This is a genomic window from Psychrobacillus lasiicapitis (assembly GCF_006861795.1).
Classification (GTDB): domain Bacteria; phylum Bacillota; class Bacilli; order Bacillales_A; family Planococcaceae; genus Psychrobacillus; species Psychrobacillus lasiicapitis.
Genome location: NZ_VDGH01000005.1, coordinates 155,695 through 179,801, shown reverse-complemented (window position 1 = coordinate 179,801; position 24,107 = coordinate 155,695). Strand labels below are relative to the sequence as shown.

The following is a 24,107-nucleotide window of genomic DNA, read 5'->3' as shown; positions in this document are numbered from 1 at the left end:
AGTGTTCAACATGGCAGAAGTTATTAAGTTAAAATTTCCAGATGGAGCAGAAAAGGAATTCCCTGTTTCGACAACTACCGAAGAAATCGCGCAATCCATTAGCCCTGGATTACGTAAAAAAGCGTTAGCAGGTAAACTTAGTGGACAGCTAATCGATCTTAAGACACCAATTACAACAGACGGAGAAATTTCAATTATTACACCTGAATCCGATGAAGCGTTGGAAATTCTTCGTCACAGTTCTGCACACTTGCTTGCACAGGCTGTTAAGCGCTTGTTTAAAGATGTAAAACTTGGAATTGGGCCAGTAATCGAAAATGGTTTTTATTATGATATTGATTCTCCGGAACCGATTACAGCAGAAGATTTCCCGATGATTGAAAAAGAAATGAAAAAAATTATCAACGAGAATATTGAAATCATTCGACACGATGTTTCTCGCGAGCAAGCATTTGATAAGTTTAAGGAAGATGAGTATAAAGTAGAGCTTCTTGAAGCAATTCCAGAAGGAGAGCAAGTATCCATTTATGAGCAAGGAGAGTTTTTCGACCTTTGCCGAGGAGTACATGTACCATCTACAGGAAAACTAAAAGAGTTCAAATTACTAAGTATTGCAGGTGCATATTGGCGCGGAAATAGCGACAATAAAATGCTTCAACGTATTTACGGTACTGCATTCTTTAAAAAAGAAGAGCTTAAGCATCACTTAGATATGCTAGAAGAAGCTAAAGAGCGTGACCACCGTAAAATAGGGAAAGAGCTAGCATTGTTTACGAATTCACAAAAAGTAGGACAAGGTTTACCACTTTGGTTACCAAATGGTGCAACGATTCGTCGTGTTATTGAGCGTTATATTGTAGATAAAGAACTTAAACTTGGCTACAAACATGTATATACACCAGTACTTGGTTCAAAAGATTTATATGAAACGTCCGGTCACTGGGATCACTACCAAGATTCTATGTTCCCGCCAATGGAAATGGATAACGAGACATTAGTTCTGCGCCCGATGAACTGTCCGCATCATATGATGGTTTTCAAAAACGGTATGCACTCTTATCGTAACCTTCCATTACGTATTGCAGAGCTTGGTACAATGCATCGTTATGAAATGTCTGGAGCACTTTCAGGCTTACAACGCGTTCGCGGTATGACTTTAAATGATGCGCATCTTTTCGTACGTCCAGACCAAATTAAAGCAGAGTTCCAAAAGGTTGTAGAGCTTATCATCTCTGTTTATAAAGATTTTGATTTAAAAGATTACACATTCCGTCTATCTTACCGTGATCCACAAGATACTGAAAAATACTTCGACGATGACGCAATGTGGGAAAAAGCACAAGCGATGTTAAAAGAAGCAATGGACGAGCTTGGCTTAGATTATTTCGAGGCAGAAGGCGAAGCAGCATTCTACGGACCGAAATTAGACGTTCAAGTGAAAACGGCTATTGGTAAAGAAGAAACACTATCCACTGTTCAGCTGGATTTCCTATTACCAGAGCGTTTTGACCTAACGTATGTTGGAGAAGATGGTAAGCCACATCGTCCAGTTGTAATTCACCGTGGGGTAGTTTCTACAATGGAACGTTTTGTTGCATTCTTAATCGAAGAATATAAAGGTGCTTTTCCAACTTGGTTAGCTCCAGTTCAAGTAGAAATCATCCCAGTATCCAATGAAGTACACTTCGATTATGCTAAACAAATCGAAGAGCAATTAGTAGCAGCAGGTTTCCGAGTGGAAATGGATGATCGGGAAGAGAAACTTGGTTATAAAATTCGTGAAGCGCAAATGCAAAAAATTCCGTACATGCTCGTTTTAGGTGATAAAGAGCTAGAAGCAGGTAATGTAAACGTGCGTAAATACGGAGAACAGCAATCGGAAAGTATTCCATTTGAGGAGTTTTTAACTCGCATTCAAGAAGAAACAAAACATTAATCATAAATACTGTTGACATGTAAGAATCTACATGGTATAGTTATTTAGGTTATTGAATACAAGTTTGTGGTATAAGAAGAGGCTGCCCGCTTCTCACCTGTTTGACACTTTTTGTTGTTGACTGGTAAGCACACGATCGACTGTAACATGTAGGCATCTGCATGTTCTTATATCGGCGGGCAGACATACATCTTATGTCTGCTCGTTTTTTTATTTGATCGAAAACGGCGTAAGTAATTCGTTTCTACGAAATTTATGCCCAAACCATGTATTCGCGACACTATTTGGAGGTGGATTGTTATTAGCAAAGACATGTATGTGAACGATGGCATTCGAGCACGCGAACTACGAGTTATTGATCAAAATGGCGATCAGTTAGGATTGAAAACACGTAACGAAGCACTTGAAATCGCAGGTCGTGTAAATTTGGATCTTGTCCTTGTGGCTCCTCAAGCCAAGCCGCCAGTCGCTCGTATCATGGACTATGGTAAATTCAAATTTGAGCAGCAAAAAAAGGATCGTGAAGTCCGTAAAAATCAAAAAATCATCGTGATGAAAGAGGTTCGTTTGAGCCCAACAATCGATGAACATGATTTCCAAACGAAACTTAAAAACGCGATCAAGTTCCTTGAAAAAGGAGATAAAGTGAAAGCATCTATTCGTTTTAAAGGTCGTGCGATTACTCATAAAGAGATTGGTCAACGCGTTTTAGATAGATTTGCCGAAGCTTGTGCGGAAGTATCTACGGTTGAATCAAAACCGAAAATGGATGGCCGCAGTATGTTCTTAGTGCTTGCACCAAAGAACGAAAAACAGTAATAGAGTACAATTGTTTAGGAGGAATTCGACATGCCGAAAATGAAAACTCACCGTGGAGCTGCAAAGCGTTTCAAAAAGACGGGTACAGGAAAATTAAAACATGACCGTGCTTTTGGAAGCCACTTATTCGCTAACAAATCTACTAAAGCTAAACGTAAACTACGTAAAACTAAAGTAGCTTCTTCAGGCGATTACAAACGTATCAAAACACTACTTACTTACATGAAATAATAAGAAATTTAAATCTCGAAAGAATAGCAGGAGGTAATGAATCATGCCACGCGTAAAAAGCACACCAGTAACAAAAAAGCGTCGTAAAAAAGTATTAAAATTAGCTAAAGGTTATTACGGTTCAAAACATACATTATATAAAGTAGCAAACCAACAGGTTATGAAATCTCTAATGTATGCATACCGTGACCGTCGTAACAAAAAACGTGAATTCCGTAAATTATGGATCACACGTATCAATGCGGCAGCACGCCTAAACGGTCTTTCTTACAGCCGTTTAATGCACGGATTAAAATTAGCTGAAATCGAAGTAAACCGTAAAATGTTAGCTGATCTAGCTGTAACAGATGCTCAAGCATTTACACAACTTGCAGATGCAGCAAAAAAAGCAATCGCTAAATAATAAACGATAAAGAAGCTGATAGAGATTCTATCAGCTTTTTTTGTACAAGGGGTAGAAATATGAAGGAAATTATTCCCTTTTTTATATTGATCATGTCCGTTATTTCGTTTATCGTTATGGGCTATGATAAATCTCAGGCGAAAAACCATAAACAAAGAGTTTCAGAGCGTACATTATGGTCACTTGCTATTTTTGGTGGAGGCATTGGTGCTTATATAGGTATGCAGCTGTTCCGACATAAAACAAAGCATACGAATTTTCGTGTAGGCTTTCTAATGCTACTCATCGTCTATGTATTTATACTTTTTTGGTTAGTAAAAGCGAACAACCCAAGTATGATCTAGGGTTGTTCGCTATTTTTATGTTCAGCAAATTATGAAATTCTAGAGATATGAATATTTTTGAAGTGAGTTAAATTACTTTTCTAAATCGAATGAAGTATAGGGAAACTGCGCGGTAGCGAGATGAATGAAGTATCCGCTTGGATTTCCGCTATAGGGTGGACGCTTTCCGCGGGCACGGCTTCCATCTCCTCGAAGCTCTCGCTCCTGCGGGGCTTTCAGCTCGTACTGCGCGACAGGGGAGACCCCGCAGGAGCGTGCGACGAGGAGGCTCACCGCCCGCCCCGCGGTAAGCGTCCGCCTGGAGTGGAAATCAATTTCCTTTGCCATGTCTCTTAACCGCACAGTTTCCCTATTATGTGCGATATCCCATAAATATTTCTCTTTTTTATTTGCAATATTGGGTCAGAGATAGGTGCTTTTGTTATGTCTCATCTTTCATGAGCTGCTCAATCGGGCTCTTCCAATTGATTTTGGCAGATGGGTAATTCATACGTATTTCATTTTGTAAGAAACGAAAATCCTCTTTAGTAAACCCTTGTAGTTTGGAAGGATCTTTTATCCAAACGAAAATAGACACAACTTCAAATGCTTGCTCAGTCGTACCTAAATATTTTTCTCCTTCAAACAATGCACCTTTATAGGTTATGAAAAAATTCTTACGGACATTTTTTATATCATCATAAAAATAGTACTGTTCTTTCTCATAGGATTCGTCTAACTTTCTCTTCGGATCAAACAAATAGCGAAGAATTTTATAAAATGCATATATGATTATGACAATTATTAGCAGTCTAAGTAATACAATCATCAAAATGTCCTCCTTGAAAAATACATAGTAACTGCTATACGATAGAAGAGGTAGTTTGGTTTCAAAATAATTTAAAATAATTGGAGGAAATGATGAATTTACAAAAACTTTTTACAATGCAGACTGCATTAGACGAATATATTCAATCGAATAAACAAGTAAACGAAGATATTTTTATGAAGAAAGGATTGGCACTAATTGTAGAGCTTGCAGAACTAGCAAATGAAACACGTTGTTTCAAGTTTTGGAGCGACAAGGGACCGTCTGAACGAACGGTTATTTTAGAAGAGTATGTCGATTCTATTCATTTTTTATTGTCATTAGGAATTGAAAAAGGTTTGGATGATTTAAAAGAGTGGCCAATAGAAAAGAAAGAAGAAGATTTAACAACATTATTCCTTCAAACAAACGAGGCGATCATCGCATTTTTACAGGAGACAACAAAAAATACATATGAGAAGATTTGGGTTTTATATGGTGCAATTGCAGAAAAGCTAAGCTTTAGTAGTGAGGAAGTATTGCAAGCGTACATTTCTAAAAATGAAATAAATTATGAAAGACAGAAGAATGGTTATTAACTTGAAACAGCTAAGAGTTTACACTTCTAGTTGTTTCAAGTAACACCTATCCGTAATTGAACAGTAAAATAATTGGAACTTTTTCTAATGTCACCCGTAAACATACTATAAAAAATTATGTGATGTTGGAGTGATATCAATGAAAAAGTTCTTTTTTTTACTTGTATTATTTTTAGTAGCTTTTTCATCTAGTGTAGTTGCGGAAGAGAGATCCTACTCAATAGACACAGTACATATTAAGTCCTGGATTCAACCAAATGGCGACCTTTTAGTGAATGAAGTATTTACGTATAATTTTGATGGGAATTATAAAAGCTTAAAGCGATCCTTTCCAAAAGAACATGCGAATAATGTGGAAAATTTTTATGCTCATGAAATAACTACTTTAAGCCCAGAACCAGGTTTCATCGAGAATAATACATTAAAAACATTAAATGTTAAGAAAGAGAATGGGGTATATCGAACAAGTATTAACAAAACAAACGAAAAAGTTTCTTTTTTGTATGTATATACTCTTAAAAATGCAGTGAAAGCGTATGATACATATAGTGTTGCAAATGTTACGTATTTTGGAGATGGAGATGCACATGATCAAGATTTTCATAATGTTACAATAGATTTTATTCTGCCACAAACGATGGATTCTTCTAAATTTGATGGAGTTATTTTCGATCGAAATGCAAAGAAAAATGGGAAGTCTGAATATGGAATTCGGTTTAAAACACCGATTTCGGAGGCATATTCCTTAACGAAGACAACTTTCTTTTTCCCTTCAACTGTTATGACGAACATGGTGAAAACGAAAAGTACTAGCTCTATGAAAGAAGCTTTTGCAATTGAAAAGAAACAAGCGGATGCGATGAAAAAAAGGCTATCAGAAATTCCTGTGCTTATAAAAATATTACCAAATGTTTCGCTTGTATTAGTGATCATTGCCGTACTCTTTATTATTGCTTTACCTCAAAGACATTTTTGGAGAAAAGGAAATGAGGAGCACATACTGGACATCGATATTTTATACTTGTTTTCCGTATATAAGACAGGAAAACGGGATAAGAAAACTTTTTTAGCCGGTTTGTTTTCGCTAGTTGAAAAAGAAGCTGCCATAGTCAAGCCATCACGAGCGGCAATACGTTTTAAAAATGACCCGAAAGCGCCTGAAGAGACTTTATTGTTTCGCTTGAAAAACGGAGGAATTGCAAAGGGCTTATCCGAATCTTATTTAATCCAATGGTTATTTAGTACCAAAAGTGGTTCAAGTAAATGGGCATTCCATTTGCATGATGCAGCAGGAGCGCCAAGAAAAGAAAGAGATAATGGGATGGCCAATTACTATCATACTAGGACAAAAGAGTTTAAAAAGAAACAAAAAACTTGGCATAAAAAAGTACAGAATGAACTAGTAGAAGCGGGAGCTTTCCATCACCAACTACCAAAGCTCCTTATTAGTTTAGCAATCATATTGTTAGCGACTTTCGTTGCCATAAGCTATTATGCAGATTTCAGAAGCAGTGGAAGTATTGTATTCATTGTGATTATTACGATACTAGTTCTCATTATTAATTGGGTTAAACTAACTGCTCACTGGTACTTTGCTCTTTATATGATTGTGATTAGTTTAATGGTAGGGAACATAGTAAATGATGAATTGATGAGGGAAATCTTTGGTTTAATCTTAGCGGTTGTTCTTTTATATATCGCTGTACCGATAAATATTCTTTCCATGAATGCTGTCCGTGTAAAAGATAGTATTCGCTCTTTCCAAAGAAGTATAAAAAATGGCATGCCTGCCGGTCTCTCGAAAAATGAGCAGGAGAAGTGGACGATACGGGCATATCTTTTTGGTAGAAAAAATGTGCATATACCAGTTGTGGATGAAACGATTCCCTTGGCAGCGCTATTAATAGCTGGAACAGATCCGATGGACTATGTGGCAAAAACATGGTACTGGTCACCGGGTACTATGTCTAGCGGAGGTTCATCCGATTCAGGAGGATTCTTCGGTGGAGATAGTGGTGGTGGAGGTGGTGACGGAGGAGGCGGCGGAGCAGGAGCCGATTAAAATCTATCACTTAATTTTGAAAATAGGATGAGTTTAGAATATAATTGATATGGCAGTTATATTTAGGAGGGCGAAATAATGACAAAGTTAGATGAGACATTGACAATGCTTAAAGAGTTAACCGATGCAAAAGGAATTCCAGGGAATGAGCGTGAACCTCGTCAAGTAATGGAAAAGTATATAAAGCCCTTTGCAGATAAAATAGAATATGATAATTTAGGAAGCTTGATCGCAGAAAAAGTGGGGGACGCAAATGGTCCCAAAGTTATGGTAGCAGGACATTTAGACGAAGTTGGGTTTATGATTTCTAAAATTGACGACAAAGGATTTTTAAGCTTTCAAACAGTTGGTGGTTGGTGGTCACAAGTAATGCTTGCACAACGAGTGACAATCGTGACTCGTAAAGGTGATACAATTACCGGTGTGATTGGCTCAAAACCTCCTCATATTTTAACAGCGGATGCACGAAAGAAAGCAGTGGACGTAAAAGATATGTTCATCGATATAGGCGCTTCCTCGAAAGAAGAGGCGATGGAGTGGGGAGTATTACCGGGAGATATGGTCGTACCATATTTTGAGTTCTCCGTGATGAACAATGAGAAATTATTACTTGCAAAAGCATGGGATAATCGTATTGGCTGTGCAATTGCAATCGACGTGTTAAAAGGATTGCAAGATGTAAAACATCCGAATATTGTATATGGTGTAGGAACTGTTCAAGAAGAAGTGGGTCTTCGTGGTGCTAAAACCTCTACAGTAAAAGTAAATCCCGATATCGGATTTGCAGTAGACGTTGGTATTGCAGGAGATACACCTGGTATTACTGCGAAAGAATCGACAAGCAAAATGGGGGCGGGTCCACAAATTGTATTGTTCGATGCATCGATGGTATCGCATAAAGGATTGCGTGATTTTGTGATTGATACGGCGGAAGAAAATAATATCCCATATCAATTCGAAACGATACCTGGTGGAGGAACAGATGCGGGCTCTATGCATATTTCATTAAATGGTGTACCGGCCTTATCTATTGGTATTGCAACGCGTTATATCCATTCACATGCAGGGATTCTTCATCGCGATGATTATGAAAACATAGTCAAATTGATTATTGAAGTAATAAAAAAATTAGACCGCGACACAGTAAATAAAATTACGTTTGATTAATAATAATGTCTAGAAGAGCATAAGGAATGCTTTTCTAGACATTTTTAATTTTTTAATTTTGCATATAAATTCAATTGACTTTATGTTTATTCATATTTATAATGATAATTACATAAATATACGAAAAGGAGTGTTTTTATAAATGAAACTTTTAGAATGGGCGAACTTAAAAGTTGTGGATAGTTTAAAAGGAAAAGATCTATTAACGCTTTTTGATTACTCAAAAGAGGAGATAGTAGATATAATTCAGCTTGCAGTTGAGCTGAAAAAGCTAACAAAGGCGGGGAAATGCCCACCCCTTTTAGAAGGTAAAACATTAGGAATGATTTTTGAAAAACACTCTACTAGAACTAGAATTTCTTTTGAAGTTGGTATGAAACAATTAGGCGGAAATGGTATGTTTATGCATTCGCGTGATTTGCAGATTGGTCGAGGTGAATCAGTTTATGATACGGGGCATGTACTGTCTGGTTATTTAGATGGCATAATGATTCGTGCAAATTCCCATGAAATGGTGAAAGAATTGGCGGAGCATGCGAGCATTCCTGTCATCAATGGGCTAACAGATATGTATCATCCTTGCCAAGCACTGGCAGACATTTTAACGATTCATGAAGTGAAAGGATATACACAAGGTTTAAAAATTGCATATATCGGAGATGGGAATAATGTTGCCCACTCTCTAGTCATAGCTTCAGCTTACATGGGAATGCATATTGCTGTTGCAACACCAGTTGGATATGAACCAAATGCAGAAATTATGGAAAAAGCAAAAGTGATTGCTTTACAAAATGGTGGTTCTCTGTTCGTATCGAATGATCCTGTAGAAGCAGTTGTGAATGCGGATGTTATTTATACAGATGTTTGGACATCGATGGGGCAAGAAGAGGAAATGCAGAAACGTTTAGCAGACTTTAAAGAGTTCCAAATCAATGAAGCGCTGGTGGCAAATGCAAAGAATGATTATATATTCTTACACTGCCTGCCTGCTCATCGTGAAGAAGAAGTCTCCACTGCTGTAATCGATGGACCGAACTCATATATTTTCCAGCAAGCTGAAAATCGCTTGCACGCACAAAAAGCAGTGTTAGCTTCTCTAATGGCTTAATCGAATTCTAGGAATAATAGACTGGAAAGACAGGGGTTGTCACCAGGCTATTCCAATACATGCGATGTGGATCGTCAAGATGGACGGCTTCATCGCTACATAGTAAGAGTGATTCAGGAGACGCTGAATCACTCTTTATTATTTTAGACAAAAAAATCTATCTCAAGTCGAAAGATCGACAATTGAGATAGATCCGGGAATACTTATTGTGCCTGTGAAACTTTACTTTGTGCTTTTAAAACAGGTGCTTCTGTTTCTTTTACTGGACGCTTTGACCAGTAGGTAGCTAAAATTGGTCCAGAAATATTATGCCAAACTGCACCTAGAGCACTCGGAAGAGCCGCTAATGGACCTAAGTGAGCTGTTGCTAACGCAACTCCTAAACCGGAGTTTTGCATTCCTACTTCTATAGAGATAGCACGACGATCCAATTCGGAAAGACCCATTAGTTTCGCTGCATAAAATCCTAATAACAAGCCCGCTCCATTATGAAGAAATACACCAAGAAACACTAGTGGTCCTGCAGAAGCAATATTATTAACATTACCTGCAACGACTGCGGAAACGATTGTAATAATGGCTAGGACAGAAATAAGTGGAACAATGTTTAAGCTTTTTTCAACGATATTTGGTAAAACTTTTTTCACAAGTAATCCAAGTATGATTGGAATAATAATTACTTGTATGATAGACATGAACATATCAACCGCATTGACTGGCATCCATTGTCCGGCAAGTAAAAGTAATAGTAATGGTGTTAATAAAGGTGCCATGATAGTCGAGAAAGATGTCATTGTAATCGACAATGGAACATTTCCTTTGGCTAAATAAACCATAACGTTCGAAGCAGTTCCTCCAGGTACAGAACCGAGAAGAACAAGACCAGCCGCTAATTCACTTGGCAATTGTAAAAGATAAGCAATTGTAAATGCGGCCAAGGGCATGATGATGAATTGTGCTAAAACCCCAAAGATAACGGGTTTTGGGTGAGTTAAAATCAGTTTGAAGTCAACTGCTTTTAGCGTAAGACCCATTCCGAACATAACGATACCCAGCAAAATTGTAATATACTTACCAAACGGCAGAAACGTATCAGGTATTAAAAATGCAATGACTGCAACTGCAATTACCAAAAATGCAAAGTACTTTCCTGCAAAATTACTAATAGACTCTAATATTTTCAAATTATTCACCTAAACTTTCTATTTTTACAATTTTATTTGGATTTAGTATATTATTTGGATCAAGCGCAATTTTAATTTTTTCCATTACTTGTAATGCTGCTCCGTGTTCAGCAGCTTGATACTTTTGTTTTCCAATCCCTACACCATGCTCGCCAGTACAAGTACCGTCTCGTTCTAGAGCATAGTGAACGATTTTTTCATTGAAAGCTTCCGCTTTAGCTACTTCTTCTGTATTACTCATATCAATCATCAATAACGCGTGGAAATTGCCGTCCCCGACATGTCCTAGAACTCCTCCGACAAGACCAATTGCATCCAGTTCTTTTCTAGCATATATGACAGCGTCTGCTAGCTCTGAAATAGGTACACAAACATCGGTTACCATCATTTTTTTGCCTACGTTTCCGTGAATATATGCATAAGCAAGATTATGTCTAGCGTCCCAAAGCTTTGTGCGTGCAGTATTATCTGTCTCGAACTGAACTTCTTCACAAAGATGGTCTTCCATTATTTCTTTTGTGAACTCTACATCTTGCTGTAATCCTGCTTCATTTCCGTCAAATTCTAAGAAAAGAGTAGGCTTTTCCACATAATTTGTTTCACTAAATCGATTTACTTGTCGTATGGAGCTTTCATCTACCAGCTCTACCCGTGCAATTGGTATGCCTGCCTGCAAAATGGAAGTAACTGCTTCCACTGCATTTTGGACAGTGGGGAACACTGCTCTTGCTGCTGTTGTAAACTCTGGGATCCCGTACACTTTTAATGTCAATTCTGTAAAACAGCCAAGCGTTCCTTCTGAACCTACAAAAAGTCCGTTCAAATGAAAACCTGATGCTGATTTTGCGGCTAGATTCCCTGTATGTATGATTGTACCGTCTGCAAGTACTACTTCTAAATCACGAACTTGATCTCGCATTACGCCGTATTTCACGGTAGTTGTACCACTAGCGTTTGTAGCGGCCATTCCACCTAAAGTTGCATCTGCTCCAGGATCTACAGAAAAGAATAATCCGTACTTCTTTAATTCTTTATTTAGTTGCGATCTTGTCACACCTGGTTGGACTTTTACTAATAAATCATTTTCACGAATTTCTAATATTTTATCCATCAATGAAAAGTCAATCGTAATCCCCTTGTCATATGGAATAACATGTCCTTCTAAGCTGGAGCCACGTCCAAAAGGAACTACTGCTACTTTTAAGTTGTTTGCTATTTTCATAATTTGACTTACTTGATCTGCTGTTTTAGGAAAAACAACAATATCAGGAAGGCAGACATCATGATAAGATTCATCTTTACTATGTAGTTCTCGTACTGTTTGATTGACAGACACTTGGTTTTCGTCTAAAAATTCCTTTAATGTTTCTACAATTTGTTCTGTTGATGTTGATACCGTCATGTTAGATCGCCTCTTTATAAAAATATAATTATATGTTTTATTGGGATTTTTCGGTTAATTCCAATAGAGTAATTATACAGATAATTCGACAAATTGCAATTACCTCTTTATGAATTTTTTCACAAAGTATTTTTTGGAAATAATAAGTATAGAATTTATGGGAAATGTAGAAGGTTAAAAATAGTATGCATTAAGTTAATAATAATTGACTTAATGTTAACTATACATTACAATTTGTATATAATAGTTAACACGATGGAAGCGGGAGTTTAATATGCTCAAAAATAGAGTAAAAGAATTAAGGGCAAGATATAGTTATACACAAGGTCAACTAGGGGAAAAAGCGGGGGTAACCAGACAAACTATTGGGTTTATCGAAAAAGGAGAGTTTTCCCCTTCTATAACGCTATCATTAAAGCTTGCACATATATTGGAATGTAAAGTAGATGAATTATTTTGGTTAGAAGGGGAGGAATGGAAATGAAAAAGGATTTTCGAGTACAGTACCCATTGTGGCAAATTAGTTTTATGTTGATATTTTTTATAATTGCATTCATAATTTCCGGCGCAACTACTTCTTATTTTAATGATAAAACTTCATTTTCTTATTCAATACAGCTAGAGGCATTGGAAGGGGGAATCATGTTTTTAATTATTCCAGTGTATCTCATTATGATGATTATATTATCTAGCAAGGTGAGCAAATATAATAAAGAGCATCCAACAAAAAAAATATCCGTGTGGAGAACTAAACCGCTTGAGTACTTGGAAGATGACGAAGCGTGGCAAATGATTACAAGAGCTGCAACACAGAAAGTTTATACTTTCTTTACCTGGTCATTACCTCTTTCAGCAGTTTTTCATTTAATAATTCCTACCACTAAATTACTAATTATTTTAAACATTGTTATTCTATCATTGGTGCAATATCTCATTTTTTATGTTCATGTACGAAAGCATGTGACAGAAGAAGAGGGATAAAGTGAAACTTCAATCAGTGGGGGTTTTCCGACGCACAGGACGTGCTAGTGCGGCCGTCGCGCATTTAGTCCGCTTTCCCCAACTGATTGTTAGTTGTGTCCCACACGATGTGGGTCACACAGACGTTGCAACACGATGTTGCGTACTTAGTCTGGGATCATTTCATCGGGCTTTTACGGGCAGTTGATCTTCCCATTTATCTTTTCGCTATTCTTTAATCTTGAAGTGAGAGTCTTACTGCCCGTTAATCCGGGATAAAAAAATAATCCGTGAAGATATAATACTCTTCACGGATTATTTTTATTTGAATGCTGCTGAGATTTCATTTAGTACGGAGCTTCGTTTTGTATCATCGGCCATCTTCCACCATTTTTCGAAGATAACTCCAAGCCCAGGTAGAAGATGTTCCTCACCTCTCTGAATAGCATCTTCGACTACATTACGAATATCTGTTGCTGAATTCCCTTTTAAATTGTTTGATATCGCTTCTCGAATTTGAAAATCCATTTTCATCACTCCTCGCAATTATCTTTCCCAAACTCTCGCAAGGTATACACGAATTTGGTACTATTAAATAAAAAAGGCGGTTACATATAAATGAAACGAATTGAATCTCTCCAAAATTCACTTGTGAAGCATTGGAAAAAACTATTAAGTGTACGAAAAGAACGAGACAAAACAGGTGAATTCATTATAGAAGGCTATCATTTAGTTGAAGAAGCGATTAAACAAAAAGAACAAGTGCTTACGATTATGCTAAGTGATACGAGCGAGATTCCAGTAAATTGGGATGTAGACAACTTAGAAATCGTGGAAATAAATGATGTCATTAAAAAAGAGCTTGCTGAAACAGAACATACGCAAGGTATATTTGCACATTGCAAACAGCAAACTGTAGATGAGCAAGTACAAACAAATTGGAAACGTTTGTTGTTGATAGATGCTGTCCAAGATCCTGGAAATATTGGCACAATGATACGCACGGCAGATGCTGCAGGAATCGATGCGGTGATTCTCGGAAAAGGTTCCGCAGATGCATATAACCCTAAAACATTACGGTCAGCACAAGGATCACATTTTCATATCCCTATTGTAAAAGGAGATTTACATGAATGGATCGTTGCATTGAAAAATCGACAAGTAACTGTCTTCGGAACAGCATTTGAAAACTCTACGCCATTCCACCAAGTGGAGAAAAGCGATTCTTTTGCGTTAATCGTAGGCAATGAAGGAAGTGGCATTCATAAAGAACTACTAGAGCAGACTGATCAAAATATTATTGTGCCTCTTCTAGGACAAGCTGAGTCATTAAATGTAGCGGTAGCAACAGGGATTTTGTTATACGGATTAGCATTATAATAGTTGGAGTCAGAGATGTCACATTACGTAGTTTAGAGAAACTGCGCGGTAGCAAGCTCTATTTAGGTGACCACTGGGATTTCCACTACAGGGTGGACGCTTTCCACGGGCACGGCTTCAATCTCCTCGGAGCTCCCGCTCCTGCGGGGCTTTCAGCTCGTACTGTTCCCGCCGGAGTCGCCACCCCTTCGCTACAATCCAATAGAGTTTGCTATTTACTCCATAATGAGACACTAAATTTAGTACGATGTTGCATTTTCTATGGGTGAAAACCTTTGATTAGTTGAATAAGAAAGACTATCTAGCGATTGTGATAAACATTGCTTGAATGGCTAATAGCAACTTTCCTATAAATTATACTGTACATAAATAAAATAAATAGCTTTTTGCATTTAATTATGGATTAGTCAGCAAGTTCTATTGATTGAAGCGGAAGGAGGCGACTCCCGCGGAAAGCGTCCTCCTGAAGCGAAAATCAGTTGCCTTTGACGTATCTCTTTACGACGCAGTTTTCCTATTATGCGCAAGATAAAATAAATCACACTTGAAGTAACGTTTAAAACTTCGTATAATGAATATAATTTGATATATAAAAGCTGTCATCGGGAAAAGTATATATGGCGATTCGAAAAAAGGAATTTTACACCTTGACTGAAAGTGTAAATAGAGAATGCATATAGAAGTTCACCCCGCTAGCTGCCACCGGGACCAGTCATTGACTGTAAAGGTGTGCCGGTGTAGAGCCGTTATTCGAATTGAGTGATTGCACAAATTTGAAAGTGCAATAATCAGGGTGGTACCGCGAAATTGTTCCTCGTCCCTTTTATAGGGGCGGGGTTTTTTATTTTCATTTCAATCAGCTAAAAGCATGCTATTGAAATGAAACAGCCTCCGGCGGATGTCGCAGATTTTGTAAAGGAGTTCATCGAGGCGAGCTCGATGCAAAATCTAGACGCAAATACGCCGAGGCGAATTTGTATGAAAAGGAGAATATTTAAACATGGAAGCACAACTTCAGCAGTTAAAAGAAGAAGCATTACAAAAAATTGAAGCTTCTCAGAATGTCAAAGAACTAAATGATGTGCGTGTAGCATATTTAGGGAAAAAAGGACCGATTACGGATCTACTAAAAGGAATGGGTAAACTTCCTGCAGAAGAACGTCCGAAAATGGGAGCTCTTGTAAATGTAGTTCGTGAAGAGGTAACAGAAGTACTAGAAGCTCGCATGGCACTTCTACAAGAACAAGCTATTCAAGCACAATTAGAAAAAGAATCCATTGATGTGACATTACCAGGTCGCCCTGTGAAAACAGGAAATCATCATCCGTTAACTCGTGTGGTGGAAGAAATTGAAGATTTATTCATTAGCATGGGTTACGAAATCGCAGAAGGTCCAGAAGTAGAAAAAGATTACTACAATTTCGAAGCGTTGAACTTACCTAAAGGTCATCCAGCTCGAGATATGCAAGATTCTTTCTACATCTCCGAAGATATTCTGCTTCGCACACATACATCACCAGTGCAAGCTCGTACGATGGAAGCAAAAGAAGGAAAGCCAATTAAAATTATTTGCCCAGGTAAAGTATACCGCCGTGACAATGACGATGCGACGCATTCTCACCAATTTACACAAATCGAAGGGCTTGTTATTGGCGAAAATATTCGCATGAGTGATTTAAAAGGAACGCTTTCTGTATTTGCGAAAAAAATGTTTGGAGAAGATCGTGAAATCCGCCTACGTCCAAGCTTCTTCCCATTCACAGAACCATCTGTTGAAATGGATATCTCTTGTTTCAAATGTGGCGGCAGTGGTTGTAATGTTTGCAAGAAAACAGGCTGGATTGAAATTTTAGGTGCTGGTATGGTGCATCCGAATGTTTTAGAAATGGCTGGATATGATTCGAAAAAACTTTCTGGCTTTGCATTTGGTATGGGTCCAGAACGTATTGCAATGTTGAAATATGGAGTGGAAGATATTCGTCATTTCTATACAAATGATGTGCGTTTCTTATCGCAATTCCACCGAACAGAAGTGTAAGGAGGAAATGACATGTTAGTTTCTACGAAATGGTTAGCGGAATATGTAAATACACAAGGACTTGATCCGAAAGATTTAGGGGAAAAAATTACTCGTTCGGGTATAGAAGTCGATGCAGTAATTGATCGTTCACAAGGAATGACAAATGTGGTAGTTGGTCATGTGAAGGAATGCGTGAAGCATCCTGAAGCGGATAAACTAAATATTTGCCAAGTAGACGTTGGAGAAGAAACAACACAAATTATTTGCGGTGCTCCAAACGTTGCAGAGGGACAAAAAGTAATCGTTGCCCGTCCAGGAGCAGTACTTCCTGGTGGAATCAAAATAAAAAAAGCAAAACTACGCGGTGAAGAATCGAATGGTATGATCTGTTCGCTACAAGAGCTTGGTATTGAAGGAAGACTAGTACCAAAAGCGTACGCAGAAGGTATTTATGTGCTTCCAGAAACAGCGACTCCTGGTGAAAGCGCACTTCCACTTCTAGGGTTAGATGACATTATCCTTGAACTTGGATTAACACCAAACCGTTCGGATGCGCTAAGCATGCTAGGTGTTGCATATGAAGTTGGAGCTATTTTATCTGAAGATATGAAATACCCAGAAGCAATGTACACAGAAAGCAACGAAAAAGCGTCTGATTACTTAAATTTACGTGTAGATGCAATCGAAGAAAACCCTATGTACGTAGCAAAAGTAGTAAAAAATGTACACATTAAAGAATCACCACTTTGGTTACAGCATCGCTTAATGGCAGCTGGCGTTCGCCCTCATAATAATGTAGTGGATATTACAAACTACGTGTTAATGGAATACGGCCAACCACTTCATGCATTTGACTATGACCGTCTAGAAACAAAAGAACTTGTCATTCGTCTTGCAAATGAAGGAGAAAAGATTGTTACTCTTGATGATCAAGAACGTACACTTAAATCGAATCATTTAGTCATTACAAATGGTAAAGAGCCAGTAGCTATTGCTGGTGTAATGGGTGGAGCGAATTCAGAAGTGCATGACGGTACAACAACCGTTGTCATTGAATCAGCTTATTTTGCAGGAGGGTCTGTTCGTCAAACGTCTAAAGACCAAAATTTGCGCAGTGATGCAAGTGCTCGTTTTGAAAAAGGTGTCGATCCGAAGCGCGTTATTTTAGCGGCAGAACGTGCAGCAAGTCTACTTGCTGAACTAGCTGGTGGAGAAGTGTTAGCAGGGTCTGTTGTGGTAGATGAATTAGATAAAACACCTGTTGAAGTTGTTGTATCTCCAGACTTTATCAACAATCGTTTAGGGATGAAAATTTCATTAGAAGATATGACTTCTATTTTAACAAGATTAAAATTTGACCACCAAGCGGCAAATGGGTATTTATACATTAATGCACCGACTCGTCGTCAAGATATTAAAATTCCAGAAGACATTGTAGAAGAGATTGCGCGTATGTATGGATACGATGAAATCCCAATGACACTTCCAGTGGAAGAATCTAAACCAGGTGGATTAACATCTTACCAAGCAAAACGCCGTCAAGTTCGTGCTTACTTGGAAGGTGCAGGCCTTTATCAAGCAATCACTTATTCATTAACTTCCAAAGAAATGTCTCAAAAATTTGCATTAGAAACTGCTCCAGTAACAGAGCTATTAATGCCAATGAGCGAAGAACGCAGCACACTTCGTCAAAGCTTGATCCCGCATTTATTAGATGCAGTAACATATAATACTGCTCGCCAAGCAGATACAGTTGCTCTTTATGAAGTTGGTTCGGTTTTCTTGGGTGAAACAGAGTCGGGTCTTCCTCATGAACAAGAACATTTAGCGGCAGTCATTGCTGGTAAATGGGTGGACCACAGCTGGCAAGGTGAGAAAAAAGCAGTAGATTTCTTCGTACTAAAAGGAATCATCGAAGGATTAATGGAGCTACTTGGTCATTCAAAAGAACTTACTTTCGAACGTGCTGTAGTGGACGGATTACATCCAGGACGTACGGCTTCCATTAAACTTGGAGGAGAAGAAATTGGTCTAATCGGTCAATTACATCCATCTGAACAAAAAGTACGTGACTTAAAAGATACGTATGTAATGGAATTGAACTTAGCAAAAGTATTAAACAAAGAAGTGGAAGCATTATACTATGCACCAGTTTCGAAATTCCCTTCCATCACTCGTGATATTGCATTGGTAGTAGATAGCGAAAAAGCAGCTGGAGAATTACAAGCAATCATCCAATTATCTGGAGGAAGACTATTAAAAGCTGTACATCTATTCGACTTATACGAAGGAGAAAAAATGGAGCCAGGCAAAAAATCGGTTGCATTCTCTCTAACTTATTTCGATCCAGAACGTACACTAACAGATGAAGAAGTTGTAAATGCACATAACAAAGTACTAAAAGCACTTGCAGAACAAGCAGGAGCAGAACTTAGAGGATAATACAAAAAGGAGCAGCACCAATAATGGTGTTGTTCCTTTTTTGCATTCATTCAGACCTGGTAATTGCCCATCGAATACTAAAGCACATTCAGATTTATTTTTTAGCAGAAGACGTTCAGACTTTTCAAGTGCGTTCGAAAAATCTGGGCGTAATTTGATTATTTGCCTGTAAGCTGGCTGACTACGTTAAGTAATACATTAGCTCCAAGTATTAAGTCTAGATCTTTTGTATATTCCTTGGGATTATGACTAATACCATCGATACTTGGAACGAAAATCATGGCTGTCGGGCAAATACGAGCGATCATTTGAGCATCATGCCCTGCAACAGATGTCATTCGGGTTGATTGGAGCCCATGGTCGCTAGCAACTTGCTCTATTAATTTAACAATTGTTTGGTCAAAAGTAACAGGATTGAAACGTACAAGTTGTTCGGATGTTATGGATACTCCTTCTGATGCCGCTAGTTCTTTCAAGTAGCCTGCAAGTGCTTGCTCTTCCTCCTGCAATCTCTGCTCGTTTGGATTACGCAAATCAACCGTGAATGTTGCCATAGAAGGAATGACATTAACAGCATTTGGCTTAAAATCAATAGTTCCAACTGTTGCAACTGTCGATCCATTAGAATTGTTGGCACGATCGCGTAAATATGTTATTACCCGCGCAGCAGCAAGTCCTGCATCACGTCTCATTTCAGTTGGCGTAGTACCAGCGTGATTCGCAACACCTTCAATCGTAATACGCTGCCAAGTAATGCCTTGAAGATTTTCAACAGCTCCAATTGGAACACCCAATTTGTCAAGAATTGGGCCTTGTTCGATATGAAGCTCAATATAGACATGTGGCTTTAAAAAGCCGGGCTCCTTCGTACCAGCATATCCAATACGTTCGAGCTCCTTACCTAATCGTGTGCCATCCGTCCCTATTGCCGAAAGTGCATCGTCAACTGAGAGCCCACCAGCATACACGAGGGAGCCCATCATGTCAGGCTGATAGCGCACTCCCTCCTCATTAGTAAATGCTGCAACTGCAATTGGACGAGTTGGCATAAAACCTTTCTCCTTCAAAGTGGTTATAACTTCAAGACCAGCAAGTACTCCATAGCAACCATCATACATACCAGCGTTAATGACTGTATCGATATGCGAGCCTAACAAAAGTGGTGCTTTCTTTCGATTTTCTGCACCATACCAGACCCCCAAAATATTACCGATTCTGTCGATTTCAACTTCCAATCCTGCTTCCTTCATCCAAATGACGAGTAGGTCACGTCCGGCTTTATCCGTATCTGAAGCAGCTAATCTGGTTCGTTTCTTGTCATTATCTACCCCCATTTGACCAAGCTCTTGAAGGCGGTCGAGTAGACGATTGGAGTTGATGGATAGATTGAATTGAGAATTTGTCATGTTCAAGTCTCCTTTAATAAATCAAATGATAATGTTATAGTAATGGAATATTTGTTTGAATAATACGATTATTGAATAGAATAATAAAAATATATTGAGGTGCTCATGATGCAAATGAAAGACTTTGTGATTGACGATAGTTTAAAAGATCTAACGAGCCATAATACGGTTGTTATGCCACTTGCATGTTATAAAATCACCATTAATCAAAATATTCATGGCTATATTCCACTTCATTGGCATGACGAAATTCAATTTGTTTTAGTCGTAAAGGGAGAAGCAATCTTTCAAGTAAATGAGGATTGGATAGAGGTTCGGGAAGGTGATGGACTGTTTATAAATAGCGGAAGCCTGCATATGGCCCAGGATAAGGAGCAGTCGGGCTGTGTCTATATTTGTTTAAATCTTTCTCCATTTTTTGTTTTATCACAAGAACTCTATACTACTTATGTTAAACCTTATATTCAAGCAACTAATTTAACTTACTTATATATTGGGGTAAATGAAATATGGGGGAAAAATATATTAGATGCTGTTTTAGAAATCTATCAATTTATTGAGCGAAAATCCCAACACTATGAAATTGATATAACGATTCAACTGGCCTTCATTTGGAAACAATTAATCGATAATGGTTGTAAATTAGAATATATTCAAACGGAAATATTAAAAAATCAACGAATGAAACAAATGTTAAGTTGGATACACGAGAATTATGCAGAAAAAATGATGTTAGGGGATATTGCGAAGGCTGGTCAGCTGAGCCGTTCTGAATGCTGTCGGTATTTTAAGCGGGTATTAAAAACTACTCCATTAAATTATGTTATAGATTATCGTATTCAAAAAAGTCTATATTTATTGCATCAAGATGATGCTACTATTACTGAAGTTGCTTACCAAGTTGGATTTAATAGCACAAGCTATTTTATTAATAAATTCAAAGCTTCTATAAACATGACTCCACTAGCATATAAAAACTCTAAAATTAATAATCGATAGTGCAAATGAGTGAGGATCTTACCATGTGTCAATAAACATATGGAAGGTATCCACACTCTTTTTGTCTTCAAAAATTTTCTTAAACAGAGCCTGTTAAGTAAAAAGAGGAAGTGAAACTAATTTCGAGTTGCTTTTCATATCTAGTTATCTAGTTGAATACGATCTAAACTATTTTTCCAGTTTGCTTTAATCGTATCTATTGCAAGATGTAAATCTTGTTTTTTAATAGCATCAATTATTTGTTGATGTTCATAATAGGATGTGTATTTGGTATCGATATGACTGAAATAATGTATTTCAATTCTTTGAATTCTTACTTTTAAACTTGAAAGTAAGGGAGGTAATTCTAAATTACTTGATAGTTGAATAATTCTATGATGAAATTTGTTATCCGCCTGAAGTATTGCATAAATATCTTCGGTTGCAATGGCTGTTTTAAAATTTTCATTAAGATGCTCCAATTCTTCAATGTCTTTTGAAGAAATATGGGGAAAGGCTTGCTCCAATGCTAAGCGCTCTAGTGTCCAAACAATAGAGTAGATATTTTTAGCCCCATTCAAGTCAATTGGAGATACTAACGTCCACCTATTAGCCTTGGTCACCACAAGACCATCACTTTCTAACCTCAGTAAAGCTTCTCGAATCGGGGTGCGGCTAATGCCTAGCTGCTCAGATAAATCCTGATCTCTTAATTTTGTGCCCGGTTCAAGTTCTCCAGTTACAATCCAAGTTCGTAGCTTATTATAAACCTCATCCTTCATAAACGTCCGCTTTAACTTAGTGTCACTCTTTTCAATCGTCACCTTCTAACACCTCACTCGGAAAATCATTCTTAATATGTAATATACCACAATTTGCTTTCTAATTATAAGCTTTAAGGAGAATAGGCACAAAGGGAAGACAAGAAGAAGTAATTATTTAAATATTTTATCGAATGAAAAAATTATATTGACTAGTATGTGAAGTGTGATATATTACTCTTATGAAATATAATTATTGCTTGAGGTCAAAATACGCAAAGTCTAGTTGGAAGATTGTAAACGTTAGAGATGCAATACTAGGTTTGGAAGCGTATACATTCATCAACTCTTTTGACAAGAGTACATTTTTTCTGAGACGAGTGTGAAATTTGGCAGAAGCTTAATTTGATAAGACGCAATAAGAAACCCTAAGGAGGAATTCAATTATGGTAAAAGAAGTAATTTCTACAGAAAATGCACCGGGAGCTATTGGACCGTATTCCCAAGCAATTAAAAAGGGTAAATTTATTTTTGTTTCAGGTCAACTACCCGTAAATCCTCAAACTGGTGAAATTTCAGAGGATATAAAAGAACAAACAATCCAATCTTTAAATAATGTGAAAAAAGTAGTAGAGGCAGCTGGAGCCTCTTTGGAAGATGTTGTGAAAACGACGGTGTTTTTGACAGACCTATCTAATTTTTCGGATGTCAATGAAATATATGGGAGATATTTCACAGAAAATTTTCCTGCTAGAAGCTGTGTAGAAGTATCCAGGTTGCCTAAAGATGTCGGTGTAGAAATAGAAGTCATCGCCATTTTAGAATAAATTACGAGGAGATTATAAATGAAAAATTTAATGGAAATTAACTATATTATCAATAAAAGTGCTGAAAGAAGAGATAGCGAGAAAGCATCGGTTGAATTTATGAATGGTGAAATAGCTGAAAAGGTGAGAAACTTTCACAAAAGCTTTCCAGAGTATAAAGTAACCCCACTTCACAGTTTAGATAAGTTGTCTAAACAATTCGGAGTTAGCCATATATGGGTGAAGGATGAATCTTATCGATTTGGACTGAATGCTTTTAAAGTATTGGGAGGTTCATTTGCTGTTGGTAAATATTTGGCAGAAATATTAAGCGTTGATATTTCTACTCTTTCATTTGAAAAACTAAGAAGTAAAGAAGTGAAAGAGAAACTTGGAGAGATTACTTTTGTAACAGCAACTGATGGAAATCATGGAAGGGGAATAGCTTGGGCTGCAAACCAATTAGGACAAAAATCAGTCGTATATATGCCGAAAGGGTCTTCAGAAATAAGGTTGAACAATATACGAAAAGAAGGATCGGAAGCTTCTATAACAGATCTTAACTATGATGATACTGTACGGCTAGCAAGTCAGCAGGCTGAAGAAAATGGCTGGGTTTTGCTACAGGACACGGCTTGGAATGGATATGAAAAGGTGCCAGCTTGGATAATGCAGGGGTATGTAACTCTACTGGATGAAGCTATAGAGCAGATTGCTGAATCGGGCGTTGATAAACCTACGCATGTGTTTTTACAAGCTGGAGTTGGGTCTTTCGCTGGTAGCATGCTTGGATACTTAGTAGATAGATTCGGAGATGAACGTCCTACTACGGTTATTGTTGAACCGGATGGAGCAGCATGCTTGTACAAATCCATTGATGTCGGTGATGGAGAGCCACATTCAGTAACGGGCGATTTGACAACGATTATGGCAGGTTTAGCATGTGGAGAACCAAGTACAACTTCTTGGGGTATTTTAAAAGATTACGCTGAGATCTTTGTTTCTTGTCCAGATTACGTAGCTGCTCGAGGTATGAGAATTCTTGCAAATCCATTAGGCAGTGACCAACATATTATTTCAGGTGAATCTGGTGCAGTTGGGGTGGGATTAGTTAGTCTATTGGCTGAAAATGACATGCTCCAAGATATGAAAAATGCATTGAATTTGAATAAGGATTCGAAAATTCTTATTATCAGCACGGAAGGTGACACGGATCCAGATCATTATAGAAAAGTAATATGGGATGGGGCATGTCCATCCGTATAAGGAAAGACAGAGCTACTTTATATAGTTAAAGATTATCACCAAAAAA

Annotated in this window: 23 protein-coding genes and 1 other annotated feature; of the genes, 17 read left to right on the top strand and 6 right to left on the bottom strand. The window is 37.7% G+C overall.

Features of this window, described 5'->3' with window-relative positions:
* Positions 1–10 precede the first annotated feature (10 nt).
* The 5 genes from thrS (at position 11) to FG382_RS09980 (ending at position 3,733) form a co-directional block, all read left to right on the top strand.
* The gene (gene thrS, locus FG382_RS10000; protein ID WP_142538762.1) at positions 11–1,936 is read left to right on the top strand and encodes a threonine--tRNA ligase; all 1,926 of its coding nucleotides are present in this window, start codon (positions 11–13) and stop codon (positions 1,934–1,936) included.
* 255 nt (positions 1,937–2,191) lie between these two features.
* The gene (gene infC, locus FG382_RS09995) at positions 2,192–2,755 is read left to right on the top strand and encodes a translation initiation factor IF-3 (protein WP_186321401.1); all 564 of its coding nucleotides are present in this window, start codon (positions 2,192–2,194) and stop codon (positions 2,753–2,755) included.
* A 30-nt stretch (positions 2,756–2,785) separates the two neighbouring features.
* Positions 2,786–2,986 carry a 50S ribosomal protein L35 gene (rpmI, locus tag FG382_RS09990; RefSeq protein WP_053588661.1) on the top strand — a complete coding sequence of 67 codons (201 nt, stop codon included), beginning with the start codon at positions 2,786–2,788 and terminating at the stop codon, positions 2,984–2,986.
* A 43-nt stretch (positions 2,987–3,029) separates the two neighbouring features.
* Positions 3,030–3,389, top strand: coding sequence for a 50S ribosomal protein L20 (gene rplT / locus FG382_RS09985; protein WP_142538761.1), 360 nt, complete (start codon positions 3,030–3,032; stop codon positions 3,387–3,389).
* Between the two features lie 59 nt (positions 3,390–3,448).
* The gene (locus tag FG382_RS09980) at positions 3,449–3,733 is read left to right on the top strand and encodes a DUF1294 domain-containing protein (protein WP_142538760.1); all 285 of its coding nucleotides are present in this window, start codon (positions 3,449–3,451) and stop codon (positions 3,731–3,733) included.
* A gap of 421 nt (positions 3,734–4,154) precedes the next feature.
* Here the strand turns inward: FG382_RS09980 and FG382_RS09975 are convergent, their stop codons facing one another.
* Entirely contained in the window at positions 4,155–4,541 is a 387-nt protein-coding gene (locus FG382_RS09975; RefSeq protein WP_142538759.1) for a sigma-w pathway protein ysdB, read from the bottom strand.
* Between the two features lie 92 nt (positions 4,542–4,633).
* Here FG382_RS09975 and FG382_RS09970 point away from each other — a divergent pair, with 92 nt between their 5' ends.
* The 4 genes from FG382_RS09970 (at position 4,634) to argF (ending at position 9,456) form a co-directional block, all read left to right on the top strand.
* Complete coding sequence (locus FG382_RS09970; protein ID WP_142538758.1) at positions 4,634–5,119, top strand: dUTP diphosphatase; 486 nt, start codon at positions 4,634–4,636, stop codon at positions 5,117–5,119.
* A 139-nt stretch (positions 5,120–5,258) separates the two neighbouring features.
* Entirely contained in the window at positions 5,259–7,181 is a 1,923-nt protein-coding gene (locus tag FG382_RS09965; RefSeq protein WP_142538757.1) for a DUF2207 domain-containing protein, read from the top strand.
* 78 nt (positions 7,182–7,259) lie between these two features.
* Positions 7,260–8,348, top strand: coding sequence for a M42 family metallopeptidase (locus FG382_RS09960; protein WP_142538756.1), 1,089 nt, complete (start codon positions 7,260–7,262; stop codon positions 8,346–8,348).
* A 142-nt stretch (positions 8,349–8,490) separates the two neighbouring features.
* Positions 8,491–9,456 (top strand): ornithine carbamoyltransferase, encoded by a 966-nt coding sequence (gene argF, locus FG382_RS09955; protein WP_142538755.1) that lies wholly within the window; start codon positions 8,491–8,493, stop codon positions 9,454–9,456.
* A 203-nt stretch (positions 9,457–9,659) separates the two neighbouring features.
* On the opposite strand, the gene FG382_RS09950 is transcribed toward argF, so the two are convergent.
* Together FG382_RS09950 and FG382_RS09945 are read right to left on the bottom strand one after the other, a co-directional pair.
* Positions 9,660–10,640, bottom strand: a complete 981-nt coding sequence (locus tag FG382_RS09950; RefSeq protein WP_142538754.1) for a bile acid:sodium symporter family protein — start codon at positions 10,638–10,640, stop codon at positions 9,660–9,662.
* Position 10,641: 1 nt separating this feature from the next.
* A complete protein-coding gene (locus FG382_RS09945) occupies positions 10,642–12,042 on the bottom strand; it encodes an FAD-binding oxidoreductase (RefSeq protein ID WP_142538753.1) in 1,401 nt (466 codons plus the stop codon).
* A gap of 274 nt (positions 12,043–12,316) precedes the next feature.
* Between FG382_RS09945 and FG382_RS09940 the strand changes: the two genes are divergently transcribed.
* Positions 12,317–12,526: a helix-turn-helix transcriptional regulator gene (locus tag FG382_RS09940; protein WP_142538752.1), complete on the top strand. Its 210-nt coding sequence runs from the start codon at positions 12,317–12,319 to the stop codon at positions 12,524–12,526.
* Entirely contained in the window at positions 12,523–13,023 is a 501-nt protein-coding gene (locus tag FG382_RS09935) for a hypothetical protein (RefSeq protein ID WP_142538751.1), read from the top strand. Before FG382_RS09940 ends, FG382_RS09935 begins: the two co-directional genes overlap by 4 nt.
* Before the next feature lie 300 nt (positions 13,024–13,323).
* On the opposite strand, the gene sspI is transcribed toward FG382_RS09935, so the two are convergent.
* Positions 13,324–13,530 (bottom strand): small acid-soluble spore protein SspI, encoded by a 207-nt coding sequence (sspI, locus tag FG382_RS09930; RefSeq protein WP_142538750.1) that lies wholly within the window; start codon positions 13,528–13,530, stop codon positions 13,324–13,326.
* A 90-nt stretch (positions 13,531–13,620) separates the two neighbouring features.
* Here sspI and FG382_RS09925 point away from each other — a divergent pair, with 90 nt between their 5' ends.
* From FG382_RS09925 to pheT, 3 genes are all read left to right on the top strand, one after another.
* Positions 13,621–14,382 (top strand): TrmH family RNA methyltransferase, encoded by a 762-nt coding sequence (locus FG382_RS09925; RefSeq protein ID WP_142538749.1) that lies wholly within the window; start codon positions 13,621–13,623, stop codon positions 14,380–14,382.
* Between the two features lie 589 nt (positions 14,383–14,971).
* Positions 14,972–15,207: a binding site (T-box leader), on the top strand.
* A gap of 175 nt (positions 15,208–15,382) precedes the next feature.
* Positions 15,383–16,420, top strand: coding sequence for a phenylalanine--tRNA ligase subunit alpha (gene pheS, locus FG382_RS09920; protein WP_142538748.1), 1,038 nt, complete (start codon positions 15,383–15,385; stop codon positions 16,418–16,420).
* A gap of 12 nt (positions 16,421–16,432) precedes the next feature.
* Positions 16,433–18,844, top strand: coding sequence for a phenylalanine--tRNA ligase subunit beta (gene pheT / locus FG382_RS09915; protein WP_142538747.1), 2,412 nt, complete (start codon positions 16,433–16,435; stop codon positions 18,842–18,844).
* A gap of 158 nt (positions 18,845–19,002) precedes the next feature.
* Here the strand turns inward: pheT and FG382_RS09910 are convergent, their stop codons facing one another.
* On the bottom strand, positions 19,003–20,250 hold the full coding sequence (locus tag FG382_RS09910; RefSeq protein ID WP_142538746.1) for a Zn-dependent hydrolase: 1,248 nt from the start codon (positions 20,248–20,250) through the stop codon (positions 19,003–19,005).
* A gap of 114 nt (positions 20,251–20,364) precedes the next feature.
* On the opposite strand from FG382_RS09910, the gene FG382_RS09905 reads away from it, so the two are divergent.
* On the top strand, positions 20,365–21,249 hold the full coding sequence (locus FG382_RS09905) for an AraC family transcriptional regulator (RefSeq protein ID WP_229677404.1): 885 nt from the start codon (positions 20,365–20,367) through the stop codon (positions 21,247–21,249).
* 140 nt (positions 21,250–21,389) lie between these two features.
* On the opposite strand, the gene FG382_RS09900 is transcribed toward FG382_RS09905, so the two are convergent.
* Complete coding sequence (locus FG382_RS09900; protein WP_373287620.1) at positions 21,390–22,052, bottom strand: GntR family transcriptional regulator; 663 nt, start codon at positions 22,050–22,052, stop codon at positions 21,390–21,392.
* 383 nt (positions 22,053–22,435) lie between these two features.
* Here FG382_RS09900 and FG382_RS09895 point away from each other — a divergent pair, with 383 nt between their 5' ends.
* Positions 22,436–22,816, top strand: a complete 381-nt coding sequence (locus FG382_RS09895) for a RidA family protein (protein ID WP_142538744.1) — start codon at positions 22,436–22,438, stop codon at positions 22,814–22,816.
* A gap of 18 nt (positions 22,817–22,834) precedes the next feature.
* Positions 22,835–24,061 carry a diaminopropionate ammonia-lyase gene (gene dpaL / locus FG382_RS09890; protein ID WP_142538743.1) on the top strand — a complete coding sequence of 409 codons (1,227 nt, stop codon included), beginning with the start codon at positions 22,835–22,837 and terminating at the stop codon, positions 24,059–24,061.
* The last annotated feature ends 46 nt before the right edge of the window (positions 24,062–24,107 follow it).